This window comes from Paenibacillus sp. FSL R5-0470 (assembly GCF_037975205.1).
Lineage (GTDB): Bacteria > Bacillota > Bacilli > Paenibacillales > Paenibacillaceae > Paenibacillus_AQ.
In genome coordinates, this window is sequence record NZ_CP150238.1 from 1488977 (window position 1) to 1514634 (window position 25658).

Annotated in this window: 23 protein-coding genes and 1 other annotated feature; of the genes, 17 read left to right on the top strand and 6 right to left on the bottom strand. The window is 43.1% G+C overall.

Annotated features, from left to right (window positions below):
• Nucleotides 1-15 precede the first annotated feature (15 nt).
• Together MKY99_RS06540 and MKY99_RS06545 are read right to left on the bottom strand one after the other, a co-directional pair.
• Nucleotides 16-618 (bottom strand): class I SAM-dependent methyltransferase, encoded by a 603-nt coding sequence (locus MKY99_RS06540; RefSeq protein WP_339269423.1) that lies wholly within the window; start codon nucleotides 616-618, stop codon nucleotides 16-18.
• Nucleotides 618-1574 carry a TIGR01212 family radical SAM protein gene (locus tag MKY99_RS06545; RefSeq protein ID WP_076286344.1) on the bottom strand — a complete coding sequence of 319 codons (957 nt, stop codon included), beginning with the start codon at nucleotides 1572-1574 and terminating at the stop codon, nucleotides 618-620. Before MKY99_RS06545 ends, MKY99_RS06540 begins: the two co-directional genes overlap by 1 nt.
• A 323-nt stretch (nucleotides 1575-1897) precedes the next feature.
• Between MKY99_RS06545 and MKY99_RS06550 the strand changes: the two genes are divergently transcribed.
• Together MKY99_RS06550 and trmB are read left to right on the top strand one after the other, a co-directional pair.
• On the top strand, nucleotides 1898-2083 hold the full coding sequence (locus MKY99_RS06550; protein ID WP_042125061.1) for a hypothetical protein: 186 nt from the start codon (nucleotides 1898-1900) through the stop codon (nucleotides 2081-2083).
• 196 nt (nucleotides 2084-2279) lie between these two features.
• On the top strand, nucleotides 2280-2996 hold the full coding sequence (gene trmB / locus MKY99_RS06555; RefSeq protein ID WP_036679523.1) for a tRNA (guanosine(46)-N7)-methyltransferase TrmB: 717 nt from the start codon (nucleotides 2280-2282) through the stop codon (nucleotides 2994-2996).
• Nucleotides 2997-3080: 84 nt separating this feature from the next.
• Here trmB and MKY99_RS06560 read toward each other — a convergent pair whose 3' ends face one another.
• Together MKY99_RS06560 and MKY99_RS06565 are read right to left on the bottom strand one after the other, a co-directional pair.
• Nucleotides 3081-4196 carry a glycosyltransferase gene (locus MKY99_RS06560; RefSeq protein ID WP_081382712.1) on the bottom strand — a complete coding sequence of 372 codons (1116 nt, stop codon included), beginning with the start codon at nucleotides 4194-4196 and terminating at the stop codon, nucleotides 3081-3083.
• Between the two features lie 49 nt (nucleotides 4197-4245).
• The gene (locus tag MKY99_RS06565; RefSeq protein WP_042185706.1) at nucleotides 4246-4773 is read right to left on the bottom strand and encodes a phosphatase PAP2 family protein; all 528 of its coding nucleotides are present in this window, start codon (nucleotides 4771-4773) and stop codon (nucleotides 4246-4248) included.
• A gap of 404 nt (nucleotides 4774-5177) precedes the next feature.
• On the opposite strand from MKY99_RS06565, the gene MKY99_RS06570 reads away from it, so the two are divergent.
• The 4 genes from MKY99_RS06570 (at nucleotide 5178) to rplT (ending at nucleotide 7845) form a co-directional block, all read left to right on the top strand.
• On the top strand, nucleotides 5178-6416 hold the full coding sequence (locus MKY99_RS06570) for a glycosyltransferase family 2 protein (RefSeq protein ID WP_042185708.1): 1239 nt from the start codon (nucleotides 5178-5180) through the stop codon (nucleotides 6414-6416).
• Nucleotides 6417-6494: 78 nt separating this feature from the next.
• Nucleotides 6495-6639, top strand: a sequence feature (ribosomal protein L20 leader region).
• A gap of 56 nt (nucleotides 6640-6695) precedes the next feature.
• Nucleotides 6696-7193, top strand: a complete 498-nt coding sequence (gene infC / locus MKY99_RS06575; RefSeq protein WP_036679510.1) for a translation initiation factor IF-3 — start codon at nucleotides 6696-6698, stop codon at nucleotides 7191-7193.
• 60 nt (nucleotides 7194-7253) lie between these two features.
• Complete coding sequence (rpmI, locus tag MKY99_RS06580) at nucleotides 7254-7454, top strand: 50S ribosomal protein L35 (RefSeq protein WP_036679507.1); 201 nt, start codon at nucleotides 7254-7256, stop codon at nucleotides 7452-7454.
• A 31-nt stretch (nucleotides 7455-7485) separates the two neighbouring features.
• Nucleotides 7486-7845 (top strand): 50S ribosomal protein L20, encoded by a 360-nt coding sequence (gene rplT, locus MKY99_RS06585; protein WP_042125073.1) that lies wholly within the window; start codon nucleotides 7486-7488, stop codon nucleotides 7843-7845.
• Nucleotides 7846-7985: 140 nt separating this feature from the next.
• Here the strand turns inward: rplT and MKY99_RS06590 are convergent, their stop codons facing one another.
• A complete protein-coding gene (locus tag MKY99_RS06590; RefSeq protein WP_042185711.1) occupies nucleotides 7986-8528 on the bottom strand; it encodes an acyl-CoA thioesterase in 543 nt (180 codons plus the stop codon).
• Between the two features lie 307 nt (nucleotides 8529-8835).
• Between MKY99_RS06590 and MKY99_RS06595 the strand changes: the two genes are divergently transcribed.
• From MKY99_RS06595 to MKY99_RS06615, 5 genes are all read left to right on the top strand, one after another.
• Nucleotides 8836-9891 carry a BMP family ABC transporter substrate-binding protein gene (locus MKY99_RS06595; protein ID WP_042185713.1) on the top strand — a complete coding sequence of 352 codons (1056 nt, stop codon included), beginning with the start codon at nucleotides 8836-8838 and terminating at the stop codon, nucleotides 9889-9891.
• A 179-nt stretch (nucleotides 9892-10070) separates the two neighbouring features.
• Entirely contained in the window at nucleotides 10071-11609 is a 1539-nt protein-coding gene (locus MKY99_RS06600; RefSeq protein WP_042125080.1) for an ABC transporter ATP-binding protein, read from the top strand.
• Nucleotides 11602-12675, top strand: coding sequence for an ABC transporter permease (locus MKY99_RS06605; protein WP_042125082.1), 1074 nt, complete (start codon nucleotides 11602-11604; stop codon nucleotides 12673-12675). Before MKY99_RS06600 ends, MKY99_RS06605 begins: the two co-directional genes overlap by 8 nt.
• A complete protein-coding gene (locus tag MKY99_RS06610; protein WP_042125085.1) occupies nucleotides 12676-13632 on the top strand; it encodes an ABC transporter permease in 957 nt (318 codons plus the stop codon).
• A gap of 201 nt (nucleotides 13633-13833) precedes the next feature.
• A complete protein-coding gene (locus tag MKY99_RS06615; protein WP_042125087.1) occupies nucleotides 13834-14187 on the top strand; it encodes a hypothetical protein in 354 nt (117 codons plus the stop codon).
• A gap of 22 nt (nucleotides 14188-14209) precedes the next feature.
• On the opposite strand, the gene MKY99_RS06620 is transcribed toward MKY99_RS06615, so the two are convergent.
• Nucleotides 14210-14656 carry a GNAT family N-acetyltransferase gene (locus MKY99_RS06620; protein ID WP_042125089.1) on the bottom strand — a complete coding sequence of 149 codons (447 nt, stop codon included), beginning with the start codon at nucleotides 14654-14656 and terminating at the stop codon, nucleotides 14210-14212.
• Between the two features lie 589 nt (nucleotides 14657-15245).
• Here MKY99_RS06620 and ilvB point away from each other — a divergent pair.
• The 6 genes from ilvB to MKY99_RS06650 all read left to right on the top strand — a co-directional run bounded on the left by ilvB (nucleotide 15246) and on the right by MKY99_RS06650 (nucleotide 25580).
• Nucleotides 15246-16988: a biosynthetic-type acetolactate synthase large subunit gene (gene ilvB, locus MKY99_RS06625; protein ID WP_339269428.1), complete on the top strand. Its 1743-nt coding sequence runs from the start codon at nucleotides 15246-15248 to the stop codon at nucleotides 16986-16988.
• On the top strand, nucleotides 16985-17473 hold the full coding sequence (gene ilvN / locus MKY99_RS06630; RefSeq protein WP_170880323.1) for an acetolactate synthase small subunit: 489 nt from the start codon (nucleotides 16985-16987) through the stop codon (nucleotides 17471-17473). The genes ilvB and ilvN overlap by 4 nt, the downstream gene beginning before the upstream one ends.
• A gap of 179 nt (nucleotides 17474-17652) precedes the next feature.
• Nucleotides 17653-18645, top strand: coding sequence for a ketol-acid reductoisomerase (ilvC, locus tag MKY99_RS06635; protein ID WP_036679485.1), 993 nt, complete (start codon nucleotides 17653-17655; stop codon nucleotides 18643-18645).
• Between the two features lie 102 nt (nucleotides 18646-18747).
• Complete coding sequence (locus tag MKY99_RS06640) at nucleotides 18748-20289, top strand: 2-isopropylmalate synthase (RefSeq protein ID WP_042125095.1); 1542 nt, start codon at nucleotides 18748-18750, stop codon at nucleotides 20287-20289.
• Nucleotides 20290-20539: 250 nt separating this feature from the next.
• Nucleotides 20540-24451 (top strand): collagen binding domain-containing protein, encoded by a 3912-nt coding sequence (locus tag MKY99_RS06645; protein WP_339269430.1) that lies wholly within the window; start codon nucleotides 20540-20542, stop codon nucleotides 24449-24451.
• A gap of 286 nt (nucleotides 24452-24737) precedes the next feature.
• A complete protein-coding gene (locus MKY99_RS06650; RefSeq protein WP_042125099.1) occupies nucleotides 24738-25580 on the top strand; it encodes an MBL fold metallo-hydrolase in 843 nt (280 codons plus the stop codon).
• Nucleotides 25581-25658: the final 78 nt, after the last annotated feature.

Below are 25658 nucleotides of genomic sequence, written 5' to 3' on the forward strand. Positions count from 1 at the left end.
TTTGATGCTTACAGTTTAAGAGGGGATTCCTTTTTTCTTTTCGAGCGCAATCATATAAGGTGAATCCGTGCGCTGCAGCTGACGATAAACAATGCTTTGTGCTACCTTTTGGGAAACAACTGCTGCCCAAGATTCAACGGCAGCGGCTTCTTTATCTCCACCTGCATGGCCGGGATAAAGAACTGCCGTAATGATCCCACCTGGACGCAGTAACTGGAGAGAAGCTTCCAAGGCTGCAATGGAGCTGTCCGGCTGAGTAATGATGTTCTTGTCGGCATCTCCTGAAGGCAAGTAGCCTAGATTGAACATTACAGCTCCAACGGTGCCATGCCAGTTCGCTGGAACAGCTTCAGCCATTTCGGCGTGACTACGTTCCAGCAAGGTGACGGTGGCGAGCGAGGGAGCTTCCTCTCTTGCAAGCCGCAGGCGCTCTTCAGCCAGCCTCAGTGCTGCAGCTTGAATGTCAAAGCCGTAGACTTCACCGCGAGCTCCGGTTGCTTTGGCTAGAAAAAGCGTATCAGCACCAGTGCCTACTGTGGCATCAATCGCACGATCACCTAAAGTTAACCGCTCAGAGATTAATTTATGAGCAAAGCTTAAAACGGACATAAAGCCCATTAGCTCTTCCTCCAATACTTACCCTGCCAAGTATCACGAGCAACTAGCTCATCGTCAATGGCATTTAGCACTTCCCATTTCTTGAGGCTCCACATCGGTCCGATTAAGATATCCCGAGGAGCGTCTCCAGTCAAGCGATGTACAATCATTTCAGGGGGCAAAATTTCGAGTGAATCGGCAATGAGCTTCACATACTCGTCCTGTTCCATGAATCGTAGCAATCCAGCTTCGTATTGCTTCACCATGGGTGTTTTACGCATGAGATGCAGAAGGTGAATCTTAATTCCTTGCACATCCATGCGAGCCACAGCAGATACCGTTTCAAGCATCATTTCATGCGTCTCCTGTGGGAGACCGTGAATGATATGGGTGCAGACACGAATGCCATGACGCCGCAACTTCTCAACAGCATCTACATAACACTGGCTATCGTGAGCCCGGTTAATTAGCTCAGAGGTGGAGTCGTGTATAGTCTGGAGACCCATCTCTACCCACAGATACGTGCGCTCGTTTAGCTCGGCCAAATATTCGACAACATCATCCGGCAAACAGTCAGGCCGTGTAGCAATAGATAGTCCAACGACACCTGGCTGCTGTAGAATCACTTCGAAATATTCTCTAAGCTCTTCGACCGGAGCGTACGTATTCGTATAGGCCTGAAAATATCCGATGTATTTAGCGTTTGGCCATTTTAGATGCTGCTTGTCACGGATATTATTAAATTGGGTGACGAGATCATCTCGGCGACTTCCCGCAAAATCACCAGAACCTCTGGCACTGCAAAAAGTACAACCACCTTTAGCGATGGAGCCGTCACGGTTGGGACAGGTAAAGCCTGCATCAAGCATAACTTTGAATACCTTGGTGTTCAAATGTTCACGCATTTCGTAATTCCAGGTATGAAAACGTTTATCTCCCCAAAGCTGCGGAGGAGTAGTGTATTGAAGATTAGACACGAGGAGCTCCTTTCTGAAAATATAAACATAGATAAGTATCCTTATCCTTATATTTTTCTGAGACGGATGGCATCCTTTATAAAAGAACACACAGCCGTTTCTTATAATCCAATACATTGTATCAAAAAACAGAGCTCGGCGTAACATTCACTCCCGGTACTGGCATGAAAAATAGGCCGAAAGTAAGGCGCTTTCAACTTGAAAATGCTTACATAGTATGTTATATTCAGAGTGTGAAAAGCTGCTGTGGCTTAAAGAAATTCAGCCAGGAGTTCATAATTTCGTGTCGTCCGATCCATAATAATAACCGTGAGGTGATAGCAATGAATTCTCAAACGGTATATGCTGAGGGTAAAGATTCGATTGAAGTCCACTTAACGCCAGATGAAGCCCTTGCACTAACAGGTGTGGAATTTAACGGCAACCCTAAGATCAAGACAGATGCACAGCGTAAAATTCGCAGCGCATTCGAAAAAAAGACATTTGCCACAAGCTCAAACACAAAGTAGATCCTAATCTACCGGACAAGAATGAGCCTTAATTCCAAATATACACAACGAAGGAATTCCCCTGGATAGCTCATTTAAGAGCTGAGCCAGAGAATTCCTTTTTCTTTTTTACCTCAATCCCTTTACTTTTCGGGACAATTTCGGCACAATATTGCAAGTGACAGTTATCGTATAAGAGATAATCGGAGGAATACCTATGCGTTTACGCGGAAGAAAAGGAATACGTGAAAGTTTGGAAGAACAGACCGATCTAGTCATTCTTGACCCTCGGAGTTATAAAGGTGAGTGGTCTAAGCTGTTCGGAAATGATCATCCGATCCATGTGGAGTTCGGAATGGGCAAGGGACAGTTTATCAGCCAAATGAGCTTCAAATATCCCGATATTAATTTTATCGGCGTTGATATGTATGATGAGCTGATCCGCCGTGCTGGAGATAAGGCTAGAGCAGTATGGGAGCCGGCAGGTCATGAGACGCCGCCCAACCTGAAATTGGCACTCGCCAATATTGATTATGCAGAGGAAGTATTTGCTCCAGGAGAGCTGGAACGAATTTATCTTAACTTCAGTGATCCATGGCCGAAGAGTAAGCATGCTCGTCGTCGTTTGACACACCCGCGTTTTCTTGACAAATATCGGGGGCTGCTAAGCGACTTAGGTGAAATTCATTTGAAAACAGATTCTCGAAGCCTATTTGAATTCTCATTAAATGCATTTGCGGACTTTGGTCTACAGATGAAAAATATCTCGTTAGACCTACATGCGGACGGCATCATAAATGAGGATCATATTATGACGGAATACGAGACGAAATTTGTCGGACGTGGCGTGAATATCCATCGTTGTGAGGCCATTGTAGGTGCGGAAGCGCTCAAGCAGTATCAAGCTACCCGTTTGGACAAATATCGGTTGTAGTTACAAAGCACTACTCCAAAAGATGTGCTTCAATAATAAAGCGGCAGCCTCCAAGTGGTTTGGAGGCTGCCGCTTTTAAATTAACTATTCCAATAATTCGATAATGCTCTGAGCACATTGCAATGGGTGGTAACGGGCGATTTCCTCAAGATGAAGTTTTCGCTTATTCTGCACATCCTCGTAGTTGTTTAATAGACGTTCCATCCACATTACGACTACGTCTAAAGACTCTATCGGCTCTCCGAAACCTGCTGCGGTAAAATAGCGGCAATTCTCCTCCTCCTGCCCGGGCAGAGGGTTATAGAAAAGCATCGGTATTCCTTTAGCAAGCCCTTCACTGCAGGTCATTCCACCCGGCTTCGTGACGAGCAGATCGGACACCTCCATCAGCTTGTCAATCTCACGCGTAAAGCCGATCAAGGATATATTAGGATGATTATAACGTGAGTCTTCTTTCATTTCCTGAAGCAGCTCTTCATTCTTGCCGAGACAGAAAACAATCTGAATCTTCTCTCGCCATTCCGCCAGACAGGCATTTACAACCTGATCGTTCATGATCCCCCAGCCGCCGCCCATGACTAGTACCGTTGGCATATCCTTGAGATTGAATTGCTGTCGAATCTCCTGCTTTCCAGGATGCTGCCAAAAATTAGGGTGTACGGGTATCCCAGTAACCTGAATTTTTGCAGAAGGAATGTTTCGCATACGCAATTTGGATTTAACCTCTGGTGTTGATACCAGATAACGGTCTACCTCTGGACTGATCCAACTGGCATGTGCGTCATAATCCGTTATAACAGTTACGAGTGGCATCTTTAGGGTAGGATCCACTCTCTTAAGACGAGATACTACAGCACCCGGAATGAAGTGTGTGCAGACAATAACGTCAGGTTTCAACTGCATAACAACATTTTTGGTATGCGTATAAAATATACGATGCAGGGCAAGCGTGGTAAGACGATTAAATGATTTCTGGTGACGGTAGACATACCCCATCAGCTTTGGCTGAGTCGTTACCGTCTTACGGTAAGCAGACAGAATAATGGGTGCCATTTTGGGATTAAGGAAATTCCCAAGTTCTAGCACCTTCGTTTGTAAATTAGGTGACAGTTGGCGCAGACTGCTCGACAGCGCATAAGCTGCTTGAGTATGTCCTGCTCCAAAGCCTTCTGAGAGTATTAAAATTCTTTTTTTTTGCAATTTTGATTCACCTATTCTCAAAGGTTTTCCCGGTTTAACCATATATACTTCAGATCCATAAGGCTATAGTGCCCGCTGCAACACTGGTTCCGATCACTAAGCCTGCAAAGACATCAGATGGATAATGTAATCCCAGATAAATGCGTGAAAACCCGACAATACAGGCCAGCGGCAGCAGAATAACGGTCAAGGCAGGAAATGCTACCATATATGGGACCGTTGAAGCAAAGATAGCTGTAGTATGACCAGAAGGAAAGGAATGATCCTTTAATGGATTACGAAATGTGTTCGTATCCGGTAACGCCAGATAAGGCCGCATGCGTGGATACAGTTTTTTAGCGACAGCAACGGGCAAATGGCTAACAGCTAGAGCCGTCATTGCTTGCAGGCTAGCGGTTCTCCATGGCTGAGGAGCAAATGCCCATATCAGTATGTTGATAACAATTGTGCTTGTAGCTCCACCCAAATGAGTGAGATAGAAGAGCCAAAAGTTCAGAAAACGATTATGCATTCGACCGTTGATCCACTTAAAAAGGTGCCGCTCCCAGAGATGTAGCTTCATGAATAAATGTCTCATATCTTGTCCCTCCGCCAGTCGGCTACCGATAACAGGTGCTTATGAGCAGTCCGTTCTTTAGCATTAGATCTGTCTTAATCATACTTTTTAAAGGTAGTCCATTTCAAGGAAAAGCTCAGTTTTGCTAGAAATTTGCTAGTTTTGACTTAGAGCCGCTAACGCCGTACAATGATTCAAGCGGACTAAACATGTTTAAAAGGGTAAGAGATAAATAAGGATCCAAATAAATGGAATCCATACAATTCTTTTAAACAACACATATAAAAATTGTGAAGTCTGCCTAGAATAAGAATACTCTTGGTCTATTGTTAAGGGATGCAACAAAAGGGTCAGAAGGAACGTCAAGCAAGCTAGAGAGAAAAAAAAGAACACCGAGAGTGAAAAAAAGGGGGCATCAAAAGGTCATGACAGACGCACTGTTTGTTACGCTCCAAGTGATCTTGGCAGCAATCGCAGTATATCAGTTTACCTTTTCGTTATTTGGTCTGCACAAGAAAAAGACAAAGACAAAGTATAAGCCAGAAAAAACATTTGCAGTACTTGTTGCTGCACATAACGAGGAAGAAGTCGTCGGCGCGTTAATGGAGAACCTGAAGCAGCTTAACTATCCTTCAGAGCTGTTTGACGTATTTGTAATTTGTGACAATTGTACAGATGGCACAGCTCGCATCGTTAGAGAGCACGGAATGAACGCTTGTGTCCGTACTAACCCGAATCTACGTGGTAAAGGTTATGCCATTGAATGGATGCTCAAGGAGCTTTGGGGCATGCAGCGTCAATATGACGCAGTTGTAATGTTTGATGCCGATAATCTGGCACATACTGAATTCCTAATGGAGATGAATAATGATCTTTGTTCAGGAGCACGTGTTATTCAAGGTTATATTGACACCAAGAATCCAGAAGATTCCTGGATTACTGCTGCGTATGGTGTGTCGTATTGGTATATTAACCGTTTGTGGCAACTTTCACGCCATAATTTGAATATGGCGAACTTCCTTGGCGGAACAGGAATGTGTTTCGAGACCAATCTCCTTAAAGAGATGGGCTGGGGAGCTACAAGCTTGGTTGAGGATCTGGAGTTTACGATGCGCAGTGCATCTCATGGTGTATATCCTAAGTTCAACTATGACGCAAAGGTATTTGATGAGAAGCCTCTAACTTTCAAGGCCTCTTCAAGACAGCGTCTGCGCTGGATGCAAGGACACTTTACTGTAGCTCGTCGTTATTTTTTTCCATTACTTTGGCAAAGTATTAAAGAACGTAGCTTAACGAAGTTTGACCTTGCGCTTTACGGAGCAAATGTGTACATTGTTTTGCTCACCTTCTTGATGACGGCGGTAATGTGGGTGGATATGGCCCTCTTTAACGGACCGAATATTGCTAATATTTACGGCAGCTTGCCAGTCTGGCTCGGTTTTCTTGCGATCGGTTTGAATCTGGTGACCTTTGGGATTGCGATGGCTTTGGAGAAGGTTAAATTCAAGAAGGTGTACGCTTATCTGGTGTTCTTCCCAATTTACCTGATCTCTTGGTATCCAATTACGTTCTATGCGTTCTTTACGCAGAACAACAAGCAATGGAGCCATACCAAGCATACGCGTGTCGTAAGACTTGAAGAAGTGCAAAGCAAGCAGGTATAAGATATTTAAGAATATTGAATAAAAGAATTGACACTCCGTTTGGAGTGGTGTATAGTATTCAAGTACGCAAATCATAGGGATTGCAAGAAGAAGCACCTGCTTCTCACCTGACTGGCATATTCGCCGGCTGGTTTTGATCTCAATGCTTTATGAATGTTAATGTTCATGAACGTTGATCAAACACGGGGTGTCGGGTGTTACCGGCACCCCTTTTTTATGGAGTAAGGCAGTATAGTTGTTAAAAAGATCCGGAGGTGGAGAGTTATCAGTAAGGAACATATGATCAATGATGAAATTCGGGCCAAAGAGGTACGGTTGGTTGGTGCGGAAGGTGAACAAATCGGAATTAAACCGATCCGCGAAGCGTTGCAAATGGCGATCGATCTTAATCTAGATTTAGTCAATGTAGCACCACAGGCTAAGCCGCCGGTATGCCGCATCATGGATTACGGCAAGTTCCGTTATGAAACGCAGAAGAAAGAGAAGGAAGCCCGTAAGAACCAGAAGGTCGTTGATATCAAGGAAGTCTGGTTTCGTGCTAACATTGAGGAACATGATTATCAAACCAAGTTCCGCAATGTGATCAAGTTCTTGGGTGAAGGCGATAAAGTAAAGTGCTCCGTTCGTTTCCGCGGACGTGAGATTACACATGCGAATATCGGCCAGAAAATCCTCGAGCGTGTTAAGAACGAAGTGGCTGATATATCTGTTGTTGAGCGCCAGCCTAAGCTGGAAGGTCGCAGCATGATTATGATCTTGGCTCCTAAAGCCCAATAAATCTGGAGTCACTTGCTTACATGCAATTTGGCGCCGCATAATATTCAAGGAGGAAACACCATGCCTAAGATGAAAACACATAGCAGCCTGAAAGGCCGCTTCAAAATTACCGGAACTGGTAAAGTAACACGTTACAAAGCTCACAAAAACCACTTGCTGTCCCACAAATCTAAACGCGCTAAGCGCGTTCTGAACGGTAATCCAGTAATGGCCCCTGGGGATGTAAGACGTTTGAAACAAGGATTGGCTAACTTGAAATAGTTTATCACACATTTTTGGGAGGTTTATTAATATGGCAAGAGTTAAGGGCGGATTTGTAGTTCGTCGTAGACATAAAAAAGTATTGAAATTGGCAAAAGGTTATTTCGGTTCTAAACACCGCATTTTTAAAACAGCTAAAGAACAAGTAATGAAATCGATGGTTTACGCTTACCGCGACCGTCGTCAAACTAAACGTAACTTCCGCAGACTGTGGATCGTTCGTATTAATGCAGCAGCTCGTTTGAACGGTCTTTCTTACAGCAAGCTTGTATACGGCTTGAAATTGGCTGGTGTAGAAGTTAACCGTAAGATGCTGGCTGATCTGGCTGTAAATGATCTTAACGCATTCAACTCCTTGGCTGGTATTGCCAAAGAGAAAATCAACGCGTAAGTGTTGTAATATAATCGAAAAGCACCGCCTGCGTGTTGCCCATGCAGCGGTGCTTTTTTGTGTGGTATGAAGTATATAGAATGAGGAAATGATTTCTCTGCCGTAAAAAAAACGAGAAAAAAACTCTGCTTAATGCAGAGTTATTCCCAGTACTTCACAGTATTGAGCTCGGCAGCGAGCTTTTTACTGATGGTTCTTCTTACTTTACGTAGCTCAGAACGTTCATTAGCTGATTCGCTGATCAATTTCTCTTCATCGGTCTCTGGGATTATGGCAGGAACTGGAGTGGGAGTACCATCCTCCCCAACTGCAACAAAGGTAAGGAATGAAGTGGCAGCGACGGCGCGCTCACCCGTATATAAGTTTTCTGAAATGATCTTTACGAATACCTCTATGCTTGTACGTCCGGTCCAAGAAACGAAGGATTCGAAGCATACGGAGTCTGTAGGTCGGATGGGCCTCAAGAAGTCAACAGAGTCTGTAGAGGCTGTAACGACATTGGCACGGCAATGGCGCATAGCTGAGATGGAGGCTACTTCATCAATGCCGCTCATAAGCTTACCGCCAAACAATGTTTTGTGATTATTAACATCATTAGGGAAAACGCGTCCGGTTTTGAAGACACGGGATTCACGGCAATATTTAAAAGCCGGCATCGTTTGTGGATTTTTTTCATCGGTCATATCTGATAACTTCCTTTCAGTGCAAATACTAAGCAATCATAATAATAGAAAACACATAAGTGTGCAATAATATTTGTAATGTGTTGGAATACTATACAAAGTAAAATAAGGTTTTCTAACATCATTCAAACATGATGATAACATGTCGTGTCATGGAAAGCGGTTACTTACGAAAAAGTACAAATATTTATTGACCTGAGGTCATTTATGGACTGGATTTTAGATTTTATTGCAGTTATAATTTGATCTATGGAATGTCCAAGTAGAACACAGATGACATCCAATATTTTAAGGGGGATCACATTCAATGAAAAAAGTTTTCAAGCTATCTCTTGTAATGTTGCTGGCATTCACAGTAGTATTGGCCGGTTGCGGAAACAACAACGCTAAGAATGCTGCAAATGGCGAGACTAATGCAGGAACAAATGGCGGAACAAATGCCGCAAAATCTGATTTCAAATTTGGTATGGTTACTGACATCGGAGGCGTAAACGATAAATCGTTTAACCAATCCGCATGGGAAGCATTACAAGCTCTTGAAAAAGAAACAGGTTCTTCCGTTAAATATTTGCAAAGTAAATCAAACGCTGACTATGAGCCAAACCTTAACCAATTCGTTAAAGATGGCTACAACTTGACTTGGGGTATTGGTTTTGATCTTGGCGACGCAATTAAAAAGGTTGCTGGTGAGAACGCAAATGCTAACTTGGCAATTATTGATAGCGTTGTAGATGCTCCTAACGTAGCATCCGTTACTTTCTCTGAGAACGAAGGTTCCTTCTTGGTTGGTGTGGTTGCTGGTTTGACTACAAAAACTAACAAGGTAGCTTTTATCGGCGGTATGGAAAGCCCAGTAATCAAACGTTTTGAAGTAGGCTTTAAAGCTGGTGTATTAGCAGTTAAGCCTGACGCTAAAGTTACAATTACTTATGCAGGTGCATATGACAAACCAGATACTGGTAAATCTCTTGCCGCTACATTATATAACGATGGTAATGACATCATCTTCCCTGCTGCTGGTGCAACAGGAAATGGCGTATTTAACGAAGCTAAATCCCGTAACAAAGCTGGCGGTGCAAAAGTTTGGGTTATCGGTGTAGACAAAGACCAATCCATTGAATTTGGTACGGACGTAACTTTGACTTCCATGATCAAACGCGTTGACGAAGCTGTGAAGAAGGTTTCCAAAGAAGTAATCGATGGTACTTTCAAAGGTGGTACTACAACTGTTCTTGGTTTGAAAGACAATGGTGTAGGTATCTCTGATACATCTAAAGTTAACGTTTCTGAAGAGATCTTGGCTAAAGTTGAAGATTACAAAAAACAAATCATTGATGGAACAATTACAGTTCCTACCGAGTAAGATCTCCCTTTTATTTGTCGGATTACAATAAGCAACAAAGAATAAGGCCGGTTATGTGCTGGCCTTATTCCTTGTTAAAGCACTGGTTATGATAAGTTGGACACAGTTATACCGTCTTGAAAAGGGCGGTACATCCGTGTCTGCATGGTAGTTATATATTCTGTGATGAGGGTGATTCCATGAGTGCTGCGGCTCCTGTCGTAGAGTTGAAGCAAATCACAAAACGATTTCCTGGTATTGTTGCTAACGATTCCATTAGCTTGACCTTAAAAAAGGGTGAGATTCTTGCATTGCTCGGTGAGAATGGTGCAGGTAAATCAACCCTAATGAATATCGTGTTTGGATTGTATCAACCGGACGAAGGTAGTATTGAAATCGACGGGAAACCGGTTATAATTGATAATCCCAATAAAGCGATTGAGCTTGGTATTGGTATGGTGCATCAGCATTTCAAGCTCGTGGAACCTTTTACGGTTACCGAGAATATTGTTCTTGGGATGGAGCCGAAGAAAGGTCTTAAAATTGACTATAAATCCGCTGCGGAACAGGTTCGGAAGCTATCGGAGCAATATGGCCTGCAAGTGAATCCAAATGCCGTTATTCATGACATTTCTGTAGGTATGCAGCAAAGGGTAGAAATTATGAAGACCCTGTACCGCGGAGCGGATATTCTCATATTTGATGAGCCGACTGCAGTACTTACGCCTCAAGAAATTACGGAATTGATGGCGATTATGAAGCGGCTTGTTGCAGAGGGAAAATCTATTATCCTGATTACGCATAAGCTTAAAGAAATTATGCAAATATCTGATCGGGTAACCATTATTAGACGCGGAAAAGTAATCGATACCGTAAATACCGCAGAGACTAATCCGAATGAACTAGCTGAGAAGATGGTTGGACGTGGCGTAACCTTCAAGGTAGATAAGAAGGCTCCTGAGGTTGGCAAAACTGTACTCGAGCTGAAGGATGTGAACAGCAAGAGTAAAGACGGTGTCTCGGTGCTGGACGGTCTTAGCTTTGATGTGAAAGCCGGAGAAATTCTCGGAATAGCTGGTGTAGATGGCAATGGACAGAGTGAACTGATTCAGGCCATTACAGGTCTGCGTAAAATTGATTCTGGTTCTATTCAGGTGTCCGGGAACGAAATAGCTAATTTATCCCCGCGTAAGATTACGGAGATGAATGTGTCTCATATTCCAGAGGACCGTCATAAGCATGGTTTGGTGCTTGATTTCTCAGTAAGTGAGAACATGGTTCTGGAAACTTACTATAAGAGTCCATATAACAAAAATGGCTTTATGCAAAATGATGTCATTGATAAATATGCTGAAGGTCTTGTGGAGCAATTTGATGTGCGTACACCTTCAATTCAGACCAAAGCACGTTCTCTATCCGGCGGAAATCAACAGAAAGCGATTATTGCTCGGGAAATAGATAAAGATCCGACATTACTTATTGCAGCACAACCAACACGCGGTCTAGATGTTGGGGCTATCGAGTTTGTTCAAAAGCAGCTTATCGCACAGCGTGACCAAGGAAAAGCTGTATTGCTCATTTCGTTTGAATTGGACGAGATTATGAATGTATCAGACAGAATTGCTGTAATCTATGAAGGCAAAATTGTCGGTGAAGTGTTCCCGCAGGATACGAATGACCAGGAACTGGGTCTTATGATGGCAGGCAGCTTGAAGCGGGGAGGTAAGGCAGTTGAATAAGTTCAAAAAAATCTTCACAACTGACAGCTATATCGTTCCTCTTGTCGCCATCGTACTTGGTTTTCTTGTGGGAGCAATAGTTATGCTTATGGGTGGTTATGATCCGATAACTGCTTACTCCGCACTGTTCTCACGTGTATTTGGTAACTTGTACAACTTTGGTGAAGCCGTGCGCGAAATGACGCCATTAATGCTCACTGGTTTAGCCGTAGCCTTTGCATTCCGTTCAGGGATGTTTAATATCGGGGCAGACGGACAAGTGATGATTGGTATGACAGCTGCAACCGTGGTGGGCATTAAATTTGCAGCCTTGCCAGGATTCATATTGGTTCCGCTTGCTGTTATTATAGCAGGGTTATGTGGAGGTCTGTGGGCTGGTATCGCTGGCTACTTAAAGGCCAAACGTGGGATTAATGAAGTTATTACCACGATCATGTTAAACTGGGTTGCTCTGTACTTGTCGAATTATATTGTAAGAGCATTTCTTTTACTTCCGGGACAGAATCGTTCCGAGGATATTCCAGCTTCACTTTCTATGACGTTCTTGAATTCTTTATTTGACAATGCACGTCTGCACTGGGGAACAGCTATTGCCCTTGCCGCAGCAGTATTCTTCTATGTCTACTTATGGAAGACTAAGCAAGGATATGAAATGCGTGCTGTTGGTTACAATCCTCATGCTGCCGAGTACGCAGGTATGAATGTTGGCCGTAACGTTGTAAAAGCAATGTTCATAAGTGGAGTATTTGCAGGGTTGGCCGGAGCAGGGGAGGTACTGGGTGTATTCCATTATCAATCTGTGTTCGCGGCATCACCAGGATATGGTTTTGATGGTATCGCAGTGGCTCTACTTGGTTTAACACATCCACTTGGTGTTGTTCTTGCTGCGATTCTCTATGGTACGTTGACTTATGGTTCTGCAGGAATGAGTTTTGCTGCAGATGTTCCTCCAGAGCTTATTCGTATCGTTATAGGTTCAATCATATTCTTTATTGCGGCACAAGGGATTGTGCGCTGGGTGCTTAAGCCCTTTTACTTCAAGCGCAAGAAAGAGAAGGTGTTATAGATGGATCTGCAGACGTTAGGTCAACTGCTTAATACAACGCTTGTTTTTTCCACAGCGCTTATTTTTGCCTCACTTGGCGGCATCTTCTCTGAACGCTCTGGTGTCGTAAATATTGGACTTGAAGGTTTGATGATGTTTGGTGCTTTTGCCGCAGCAGTGGGCGGTTATTATGCTCAAGATGCTGGGATGGGTGAATGGGCTCCTTGGATTGGCGTACTATGTGCTATGGCCGTCGGGGTAATTGGTTCACTAATTCATGCAGTTGCAGCTATTACCTTTAAATCGGATCAGACGATCAGTGGTACGGTTATTAACTTTTTAGCCGCAGGCAGTACGCTCTACATGGTAAAGCTGCTGTTTGATGGATCTGCTGAAACTCCACTAATCGATGGGTTTAACAAGGTTTCAATTCCTGGACTCTCCAAAATCCCAGTGATCGGTGAAGGGATATTTAATTCCTATCCGACCACTTATCTGGCCATTGTGCTGGTTATTGTTATTTATTTCGTTTTGTTTAAAACGCCATTTGGACTGCGTTTACGCGCAGTAGGTGAACATCCTAGTGCTGCAGACACCTTAGGGGTCAAGGTGAAGCGGATGAGATATATCGGCGTAATGCTGAGTGGATTGCTGGCTGGTATCGGTGGTGCTACCATCACTCTAACTACAACCGGAACCTTTGGACATAATACGATTTCAGGTCAAGGTTTTATCGCTATTGCAGCGATGATCTTTGGTAAGTGGAATCCGCTTGGTGCCTTTGGCGCTGCTGTGTTCTTCGGATTCTCTCAAGCGATCCGTAACTACGTACAATTGTTTGAATGGTCAAAGGACATTCCACAAGAGTTTATCTTTATGATTCCTTACGTATTAACGATCATTGTATTGGTGGGTGCTGTAGGTCGTTCCGCTGCTCCTAAGGCATTAGGTCAGCCTTACGATCCTGGTAAACGCTAGATCTTTTCGATTTTTTGCTTATATCATTATCAAGCCGTATTTCCGGACTTTTCCGGAGATACGGCTTTTTTTTGTTAGGATCGATATGGATAAACATTAAGAGGTAAGGGCAAGTGTACAGGCGAAGGTACTTTTGTGCGAATAAACTGTTTTGAAGATGGTGGGAATCAGAGGCATGCAAAACTTTTTGGAGGGGATATTATGACTAAGCCAGTTACGAAAAAGCAGGTTATGAGGCTCATAGGTAAACAGATCATCGCTGTGAAAAAAGATGGCACACAGGTTACAGGAAAGCTCCTTCGTGTATCAGGAAATCGTCTTATTTTGCAACGTGTGAGTGGTAAAAAAGTACAAACTAAAGCAATCATTCCATTAGTGTTGTTTGATTTGCTCGCCATTGGTACTGCCCCTTATGCTTATGGTGGAGGTTATGGCGGTGGCTATGGAGGAGGCTATGGTGGAGCTACACCTTATGGTGGCGGTTACGGATATGGAACTCCTTATGGAGGTTATGGGTACGGAGGCACACCATATTCACCTTTTGGATTCTTTTGAGTTCCGATAAGTGCTGCTTTGGCTAGGAGAATCGTTTCTCAAGCTCGTAACAAAAACTTAGTGATTGATAACGGGCTACGCTGTAGCCCAATTTTCGATAAAAGGCTAGCGCTGCTGCATTCCCTAGATCGACAGATACCTTAGAACGATGACAACCGCGAGAAAGTGCAAATCTTTCTGCCCGATCCATAAGCATATTTCCCAAGTGTTTTCGCCGAGCATCTGGTGCAATGGCTAGCATATCGATGTAGAGTAAATCACCATGCAGCAAGAAATGGACAAACCCGTTTGGATCGCTTTCATAGTCGGGACAGGTGACAAGTGTGATTCCGTGTCCTAGACGACGGGGTAAATCCTTTTTGATTTTAGTGATTTCAGTTTGCGGCAGATGAGATAATGGAACGAGCTGTCGCTCGATTAAATCAAAAATAACAACGTCATCCTGCTTCGGTCGACGATAACGAATCATAGAGCGTCCCCTTTCCACGCATTGTCGTACATCATATGTTGGGAGAGGGGCAGGCGTTCCGAGAGGGTAGAAGCAGGAGTTGTGACGATTTTAAAATAAGGGTATTGACTATCCGTGATAGGAATCATATAATGTGTCTAAACATTTTAACGAACATACATGTATCGGCAATGATGAGGACGAAGTTTTAAGGGCTCTTTTGCTCAGAGAGTGTGAGGATTTGCTGCAACCTCCACCGAAATCCCTTATATACGAGCTCACCTCGGAGCTGTTTCCCTGAAAGGTCCACTGGCTAGAGTGGTGGAATTATTAGGGGGAATCGTTTAGTCCGCGTTACGGACTTCAGGTTACAGAGATTAGGGCCCTTGCCTACATCGATGGATTTTTGTATACCTGATAAGGCGTTGCATCGCGAGATGTAATGCAAACATGGGTGGTACCACGGAAGATCAACCTTTCGTCCCTCACGCGCTAATACTGTGCGTGGGAGGCGGAAGGTTTTTTTGTTTTATAAATAACTATTTGCTGATGTATAGAGGACGGTCCGTCATTTGCATAATGAATGTTAAATATCGGAGGAGGAATACTGATGAGCGCGCAAATACCGGAATTACGGTCTACAGAGCAGCTAAAAGAAAAATGGATGGAGCCGGAAGTTATTACCGGTTCGGAAATACTACTCCGCAGCCTTGTATTGGAGGGTGTAGACACAGTATTCGGATATCCAGGTGGAGCTGTATTGTACATTTATGATGCATTGTACGGTTTTACGGATTTCAATCACGTGTTAACACGTCATGAGCAAGGAGCGATTCATGCAGCTGACGGTTACGCTAGAGCAAGTGGCAAACCAGGGGTGTGTATCGCAACCTCGGGTCCTGGCGCAACAAACCTTGTAACAGGTATTGCTACAGCATATATGGACTCCACTCCATTGGTCGTAATCACAGGTAACGTTTTCTCAAGCCTGATCGGTACAGATGCTTTCCAGGAAGCTGACATTACTGGAATCACGATGCCAATCACTAAACACAGCTACTTTGTAAGAGATGTTGAGGATCTCCCTCGCGTAATACATGAAGCTTTCCATGTGGCGAATACCGGTCGTAAAGGTCCAGTGTTGATCGATATACCGAAAGATGTGTCGGCAGCAAAGACGTTGTTCACACCAGTGAAGACCGTAAATCTTCGTGGCTACAACCCTTGTACAGTTCCAAACAAACTGCAGCTTGATAAACTGGTTCGTGCGATTGAGGTTGCTGAACGTCCGATTATCATTGCAGGTGGTGGAGTTATCTACTCTGGAGCACATGAGGCTATGTTCGAATTCGTGAAACGGACAGAGATTCCAATAACTACAACCTTGCTGGGACTTGGAGCCTTCCCAAGTGCTGAAGAGCTTTGGATGGGAATGCCAGGTATGCATGGCACATATACCGCAAACAATGCGATTCAGCAATGTGATTTGCTCATTAATATCGGTGCCCGCTTCGATGACCGTGTTACGGGTAGGCTGGACGGCTTCGCGCCAAAAGCCAAGATCGTGCATATCGATATCGATCCAGCAGAAATCGGAAAAAATGTATCGCCTGATATTCCGATCGTTGGAGATGTAAAAACTGTACTGGAAATGCTGATTCCTGAGGTTGGCCGTGCATCTAAGGCTGATGCTTGGAGAACGCATATCGCGCAGTCGAAGCTTGATCAGCCACTTCGGTATAAAGATTCGGAGACAGAGCTTAAACCACAATGGGTTATTGAAATGATTAATGACACCACTAATGGTGAAGCGATTGTTACTACGGACGTTGGCCAGCATCAGATGTGGGCAGCACAATATTACAAGTTCAATCATCCGCGTTCATGGATTACTTCAGGTGGTCTTGGAACGATGGGCTTCGGATTCCCATCAGCTATCGGTGCGCAAATGGCACATCCTGAACGGTTGGTAGTATCGATTAACGGGGATGGCGGTATGCAAATGTGTTCCCAAGAGCTGGCGATTTGTGCGATTAACAATATACCTGTCAAAATCGTTGTTATTAATAATCAAGTGCTTGGAATGGTTCGCCAATGGCAGAATCTTATCTATGACAAACGTTATAGCTATACAGACCTTGCAGGTAGTCCGGATTTCGTTAAGCTGGCTGAGGCCTATGGTGTAAAAGGTCTACGGGCGACGAATAAGGAAGAAGCACGTGATGCATGGCAGAAAGCTCTGGAAACACAGGGTCCAGTATTGGTAGAATTCGTTGTTCCAAAAGACGAGAATGTCTACCCGATGGTAACTCAAGGTTCAACCATCGATCATATGCTGATGGGGGATGAATAACAGTGACAAGACATACGATTTCTGTACTCGTAAATGACCAGCCAGGTGTGCTTCAACGGGTGTCAGGCTTGTTCGGTCGCCGTGGATTTAATATTGAGAGTATTACAGTCGGCCAGTCCGAAGAGGTTGGATTATCCCGGATGGTTATCGTTACTCTTGGCGACCAGCATACCCTTGAACAAATCGAGAAGCAGCTCTATAAGCTAATTGATGTTATCAAAGTTGTTGATCTTGGAGCTAAGCCAATGGTTGCACGCGAGCTGGCTCTGATTAAAGTGAATGCTGATCCAAGTGAGCGTCCGGAAATTTTGGGTGTAGTTGAGACTTTCCGTGCTTCAGTTGTCGATATCGGCAGCACCACTATACTGGTGCAGGTAGTTGGGGAGACACAGAAGATTGACGCGATGATCGAGCTCTTGAAGCCTTATGGAATCAGAGAGCTGTCTCGCACAGGTGTTACGGCTATGGTACGTGGCAACTCTTAAATAGTTTATTTTGCGACTTTAACGGATTACTGCTTGATTGCATTAATCTGATATGATATGAATGACATTCCCGCTAAAGAGCGGGAGCTTGAGGAGCAGCTTGATCTAATCGACGAATCCAGTTCTCTTGAAGCACCCGCTCTTTATGATGGGTCTCAAATTAAAGGAGGATATTGACAATGGCAGTTACAACGTACTATGAACAGGATGCAGAACTTAGTGTATTAAAAGGAAAGACAATTGCGGTAATCGGGTACGGTAGCCAAGGACATGCCCAAGCACAAAACCTACGTGACAGTGGTCTTCAAGTTGTCATCGGTCTTCGTGAAGGTAAATCTTTTGAAACTGCGAAAAATGACGGTTTTGAAGTATTGCCAGTAGCTGAAGCAGTATCCCGTGCAGATGTTGTGCAAATCTTAATGCCAGATGAAACTCAAGCATCCGTATATAAAAATGAAGTGGAACCAAACCTCAAAAAAGGCGCAGCTTTGATGTTCTCCCACGGCTTTAACGTACACTTTGGACAAATCGTTGCTCCTAAAGATGCGGACGTGCTGCTCGTAGCACCAAAATCTCCAGGTCACATGGTTCGTCGTACTTATGTTGAAGGCTTCGGCGTTCCTGGCTTGATTGCAATCGAACAAGATGCAACAGGTAAAGCGAAAGAAATCGGTCTTGCTTATGCAAAAGGTATTGGTTGTACACGTGCAGGAGTTATCGAAACTTCTTTCCGCGAAGAAACCGAAACCGACTTGTTCGGCGAACAAGCAGTACTTTGTGGTGGTGTATCCGCACTGATCAAAGCTGGATTCGAAACTTTGACAGAAGCAGGCTATGCTCCTGAAATGGCTTACTTCGAATGTCTGCACGAATTGAAACTGATCGTTGACATGGTATACGAAGGCGGATTGTCCAGCATGCGCGATTCCATCAGTAACACTGCGGAATACGGTGACTATGTAACTGGACCACGCATTGTAACTGAAGATACTAAAAAAGCAATGAAAGCTGTTCTGACAGATATTCAAGAAGGTAAATTCGCTCGTGACTTTATCCTTGAGAACCAATCCGGACGTGCTTTCCTTACCGCTACTCGCCGCAACGAAGCTGCTCACCCAGTAGAAGTTGTAGGTAGCCAATTGCGTGAAATGATGCACTGGATTAAGAAATAATCATAATCATACTTATGATTAAATAGTATTACCTTCAAATGCGGCCGTGACTTTGCGAGCCGCATTTGAGAGTTTTAGCACAATTTTTGGGAGGTGCTTAGCATGCGGAAAATTTATGTGTTCGATACGACACTGCGAGATGGAGAGCAGTCACCAGGTGTGAACCTCAACACGCGTGAGAAAGTGGAGATCGCTTACCAGTTAGAGAAGCTGGGAATTGATCGCATGGAAGCGGGTTTTCCTGCAGCTTCTCCAGGTGATCTAGCTTCTGTTAATGCGGTGGCAAGAGCTGTGAAGAACGTCACGGTAATCGGCCTTTCTCGTTCTAGAGAGACAGATATTGATGCTGTAAAAGAAGCACTACAGGGAGCGCAGGACCCTTGTATTCATATTTTTCTAGCTACATCTCCTATTCACCGGCAGCATAAGCTGCGGATGGATAAGGCTCAGGTGTTGGAAACTGCACAGTCTGCTATCCGATACGCTAAGAAATATTTCCCTAAGCTCGAGTTTTCATTAGAAGACGCGGGCCGTACGGAGTATGATTTCATGGCTGAAATGGTCGGCATGGCTATCCGGGAAGGGGCTAATGTTGTTAATATCCCGGATACTGTAGGTTATTTGAATCCTTCTGAGTACGGAGCTATCTTTAAATATCTAAAAGAGAATGTGCCTGATATTGAACGCGTACAGCTTAGTGCTCATTGTCATAACGACCTTGGCATGGCTACGGCCAATACGTTAGCCGCGATTCAGAATGGTGCAGATCAGATCGAAGGAACGATCAACGGTATCGGTGAACGTGCCGGGAACACAGCGATTGAAGAAGTGGCATTGGCGCTGGAGACACGCGCTGAATTCTTTGGCGCAAAAACTTCCTTAACTTTGTCCGAGATTTCTCGCACAAGTCGCTTGGTCAGCAAGTTGACAGGTATGGTAGTCCCAGGGAATAAGGCGATTGTAGGAGCTAATGCATTTGCTCATGAATCGGGTATTCACCAGGACGGAATGCTGAAAGAGAAAACCACTTATGAGATCATGACACCGGAGACCATTGGACTTAAAGAGAGCAAACTGGTACTTGGTAAGCACTCTGGACGCCATGCTTTCCGCGATAAGTTAAGTGATCTAGGGTATGATTTATCTGAAGAAGAGCTTAATACAGCTTTTTCAAGGTTTAAAGACTTGGCGGATAAGAAAAAAGAAGTGTCGGATGAAGATATTTTGGCATTAATTGAAGAGAAACTAATTGATACGCCAGAAGTATTCAGACTTCAGACGATTTACGTTACTTACGGTAATAAAGCTGTTCCAACTGCAAAGGTGATTATCGATGGTCCGGAAGCGGAGCCTATTGTAGCAGAGGCAGAAGGCAATGGTTCTGTAGATGCCATCTACAATGCAATTGATAAAGCCACGGGTGAGGAAGTTACCCTTGGGGACTATTCCATTAAATCCGTCTCCCGTGGTAAAGATGCACAGGGCGAGGTTCATGTAGTACTGTCGCAGGGTGAAGTTGCTGCACAGGGCCGTGGACTTAGCACCGATATTCTGGAAGCGAGTGCCCGTGCTTATATTGATGCGCTTAACAAGCTTCTAGAGAAGCGTAAAACTTACACCAAACGTGACCACGCAAGTATATAAGTGAAATTATATTGTGCAGAAATTTACTAATACTTAGAGGAAGCCCTGACAGTGAACTCACTGTCAGGGCTTTTTTGTTATTCAAAAAATTTGCTAATTGAGCCAATTCTGGCGAAATTTCAGATCTGTTCAGAAATTGTTCATGTCGGCAAATTACAATCGAAGGGAGATTATTGAAGTATTTGGAGAACAAACAACTTAGAAATAGTCGAGTAAGTACTTTTATAGGAAGAAGGAGGACTTTCGTTTTATGTGGAAAAAGAAAATTGGTTTATGGATGGTAGTAATACTTCTTAGTACGCAGTTTTTCAATGCTTTTGGCTTCGATTCTCAGGTCAAAGCAAAGGCGATTGAGAACAGTGCTAATATCATTACAAGTGTGACGATGTCTGTATATGAGAATGGGGTACAGGTCACAGATTCTGTTTACAAGCTGAGCTCCACAGTGAAGTTGAACTATAACTGGGCGGTTCCAGATGGAAGTGATTACGTTGCAGGTGATACTTTTACATTTGAACTACCAGAAGGGTTTGTGCTCGAGAAAGACTTTTTGAATAAAAAGATTATGATTGAAGGGCAAGAACTGGGGCATTACGACATTATAAAAGGGAGTCCTAACAAAGTTACCTTAACATTCACCGGTGAAGTCGGAGAATATTTCGATGTCAAAGGTGCAATTGAAGTGGAGACTCGATTTGATACAACAAAGTTTACGGATACTATACCCTATACGATTAAGTTTCCGATAAATGGTGGTGCAGAGCAGGAGTTTACAGTCCAATTTAAACCTGAGGTTAGTTCTACTATTGACAAAGATGGAGTTGCGGTAGGCACTAATCAAGGAAATTATAATGCCAAACAGATTAAATGGACTGTTGATGTGAACAAAGTTATGGATAGTGTATATGGAGCTGCTGTAACTGATGTAATCCCTACGGGTTTAGCTTTAACTGATATAAGTGATATCAAGGTCAGTAAGCTTAATGTAGCGTTAAACGGTACTGTATCTCCGGGTGCTCCTTTAAACAATAGTCAATATTCTGCAACTCTAGTGGGGAACACCCTAGAGGTAAAGTTTATTACCCCTGATATTAATACACCTATTACGGAAGCATACCGTATTGAATACGTTACGGATGTTATTGATGATACTAAAACCACTTTTGTAAACACGGCAACTTTCAAGGGGAATAATACAGGACCTTTTTCAGATAATGCAAGTGTATCTCTTAATCATGGAGCATTATTGAAGAAATCTTTTCTCAGTTATAATTCCGTGACACAGGACACTTATTGGGCGATTGAGTACAATTATGGTGAAAAATCGATCTCTAAAGCAGATGCCAAATTGTTCGATTATTATACGGACTCTCAACAGTTTGTACCTGGCTCTCTGAAGGTATATAAATTAGATTTCACTAAGTCTAAAGATAATCCTGATAAAGTTTTAGTAACTGACTACACAGTATCTGAGAATACTTTAACTCCGAAAGCAGGGCTGAAAAATTTCGAATTATCATTTAATAATAATATTTCGAATGCTTACAAGATCGAGTATCAGACCCGGGCGAAAGATCGCATCGAAGAAGCAACAAAGGTTTCAAATACTGTTACTACTATAGTTAATGGTGTTACTAATGACAAGCCTGCGAGCGGGACACTTAATCAAGATATTATCTCCAAGAAGGTTGGACAGGCTAATTACGCTGATAAAACTATAAGCTGGACAATAAAAATTAATAGTGATAAAAAAGTAATGAATAATGTAGTGATTACGGATACCTTCCCTAACAGAGGTTTGAAATTTACTGATGTTGGGTTTGTTATCAAAGATGATAGCGGTAAACTAGTGGACTCTTCTATGTATACTCTTGATGATTCAAAACCTACAGAAGGTTTTACCGTGAAATTCAACTCATCAATAGATAAGACTTATACAATTACTTACAAAACGTATTTCAATAATGATTGGTTGAAGAATAGTAACGGGACTGTATATGATTGGGTTAAGAACGAAGTGAAATTTTTGAATAGAGCTTCTGTTGTATGGAATGACCCGTCCAAACCTACAGAAACGAAAACCATCACGGTTGAGGATACATTCTATCCTGATTCAAAAGCAAAGAATAATGGCTACAAAAACGGTTCCTATGACGCTCAAACCAAAGAGATTTCTTGGGAAATAGGGATTAACTACAATAGCAAAGAGCTTGATAAAGCTGTGCTTGTTGATACCTTAGAAGATAAACAGCAGTTGATAGAGGGATCTATAAAGGTTTATGAACTTTCGATAGAAAGCAGTGGTAACCCTAAAGTTGGAAAAGAAGTCACTGTTACTGCCAGCTCTAATCCCAAACTATATTCTGTAGATTACAATAAAACGACTAAATTGTTGAAAATAAGCTTTAATGAAAAAATTGCTAAGCCTTATTTGATTAAATTCAGCACCAGCTTAAAGGATCAAGTGGTCGAGAATGGAACGATTTACAATACAGCTAAGCTGTCTGACAATGGTGTGCCTGTATCAAAAGATTTGAAAAGTGAAGTTAGCATTCCAAACGGTGGTAAAAATGATCAATATGTTACCAAGTCAGGAGTACAGGACCCTAAAAATGAGACAAAACTAAATTGGACTTTAAAGATCAACTATAACCAATCTCTTGTAGAAGATGCACAAATCATTGATAATCCGGACGCTAATCAAATGTTCTTGCCGGAGTCATTCCGGTTGCTGCCGACAACAATTTTAAAGGATGGCACAGTCAATGAATCTGGTCCAGCACTCATTCAAGGAGCGGACAAGGATTATACGCTTGAATTTACAAAGGATGACAAGACAGGTGCAGAGCAATTTAAATTGAAGTTCAATAAAACGATTGAGAAACCTTTTATTTTGAAGTATGACTCTATAATTTTAGAGGCGAAAAATGGTGGGAAAATTAGTAACTCTGTTAAATTTAGTGGTAATGGATCCCAAACGGAAACCCAATCCAAAGAATCAAGTGTAACTGTAGTATTTTCGGATTCCAGTGGAATTGGACAAGGGACTAGAAAAGAATTAGCTGTCAAGAAAGTAGATGTAGCAGATAATAGTAAAGTTCTTGAAGGAGCTATCTTTAATTTATATCGCGTGTCTGGATCCGAGGAGGTTTTATTTAGCACATCTATTCCGACAGATAAAGACGGTAAAACAGTATTTAAAGATCTCCGGCCTGGTAAATACTTCTTGCAAGAAAAAACGGCACCTATTGGATATATCAAGGATGCAAATAAATATGAGGTGAAATTTAGTTCAACAACAGTTACAGATATGACTGTAACGAATCAAAAGATAGTGACTCCAACAACAGCACCAACAACAGCGCCAACAACAGCACCAACAACAGCGCCAACAACAGCACCAACAACAGCACCAACAACAGCACCAACAACAGCACCAACAACAGCACCAACAACAGCACCAACAACAGCGCCAACAACAGCGCCAACAACAGCGCCAACAACAGCACCAACAACAGCACCAACAACAGCGCCAACGGCAACGCCGACAGCAACACCGACGGAAACACCTGTGTCGACAGTAACACCTACGTCGACGCCAGACAATCCAATTTTCCCTGTGTCGACCCCGACGTCAATACCGGGAGTAATCGTTACGGCTACTCCATCCGCAACACCTGTGGTGGCGACACCAACAGTAACACCAACAGTAACACCAACTATTACGTCGGTGCCAACTAGTACGCCTATTGTTCCGAAGGTGACGCCACCTGTAGAGAAACTGACTACAGATGAGGAAGTTCCTCTTGAAGGTGAAATACCACTTGGGGGCGTGCCGAGTGTCGGTGAAAAGCCAGATCATGGTAAGGTGACAATTACTAAGGATGGCAAGTGGATTTATACACCAGATCCAGGCTTCATTGGCAAAGACAAGTTCACGATCATTGTGACAGATGAGAATGGAAATGAAGAAGAGATTGAGATCGAGATTGATGTCGAGGAAGTACCGACAGGTACTGTGAAAGAACCAGGGGATAACAGCAATAAACCAACAGAGCTTCCGAAAACGGGAGAAGACAGTGCACTTCCTATTTACTTAGTAGGTGGAGGTCTAGTTCTTGTGGGATTTGTGTTAGCTCGAAGATTTAAACGAAGTAATTAATATATCGTAATGATAAGGGTGCTGTCCCGGCACTCAACACCCATACGATAAGAGTCAACGGAGCAAGGCTCCTCCTGTTATTGGAGGAGCCTTGCTTTTTTTTTGTCTATGGCTACTCGTTTCATAACCTTCTTCACTTACTACCCAACTCCCAACGAAGTGAACCTTGACGAAAATGGGATTTTCACTCATTATTCGTAATGTAGCGCCAGCGACACTATTTAGCATATATCTTTTTTTTACTAATTAGTAAGCGCTATCATAAAATGCGCTGGGAGATGATACCATGGAATTTATGTATTTAGGAACTGGAGCAAGCGAGGGTTATCCAGCTTTATTTTGTCAATGTGAACGTTGCTCTATGGCGATGGAGCTTGGTGGCAAGAATATTCGCGCTCGTACAGGAGCGCTTATTAACTCTGATTTGCTGCTGGATTTCTCACCTGACATGTATATGAATAAGCTTCGTTACAAATTGGATTTGGGGAAAGTTAATCATTTGATTGTTACGCATTCGCATACGGATCATTTTGCAGCAGCAGAGCTCATGATGAGGCATGAACATTGGTATTGTCAGCTGCAGGAGAGTGGAAAAAAACTGCATATTTACGGAAATGAAACGGTAGAAGAAACGATGAAATCAGCTCTTCGCTATGATTATGGAACCGATACGATTGAAGATCCTTTTTACGAGTTTCATATCATACAGCCTTTCATGCCCTTCACTCTTGGAGAAGTGACAGTAACCGCATTGCCAGCCCATCACAAGCCGGATGAACATAGCTTTATCTATCTACTTGAGCAGAATAACACAAGATTCTTATACGGCAATGATAGTGGTATATTCAGTGATGAAACCTTCAATTATCTACGTGATAAGCACCTGGACGTTGTTAGTCTGGATTGTAATTATGGGCTAGAGGATAGATATGATTATCATATGGGGATCTCCGGTTGTCGGATAGTAAGAGAACGTTTGCTTGACCAAAATAGTTGTGATACTAGTACATCATTTATTCTGACTCATTTCTCTCACTACAGCGCAGAGTTGCATGATACTTTAGTTAAGAATACAGCAGAGGAGAATTTCATCATTTCCTATGATGGGATGAAAGTCTTCTTAGCATGACGTGATGATAGTCTATCTATAATTAAAAGAATAGTCATTACCCGTAAAATCCTCCCTTGAGGAAAGGACTACTTTACG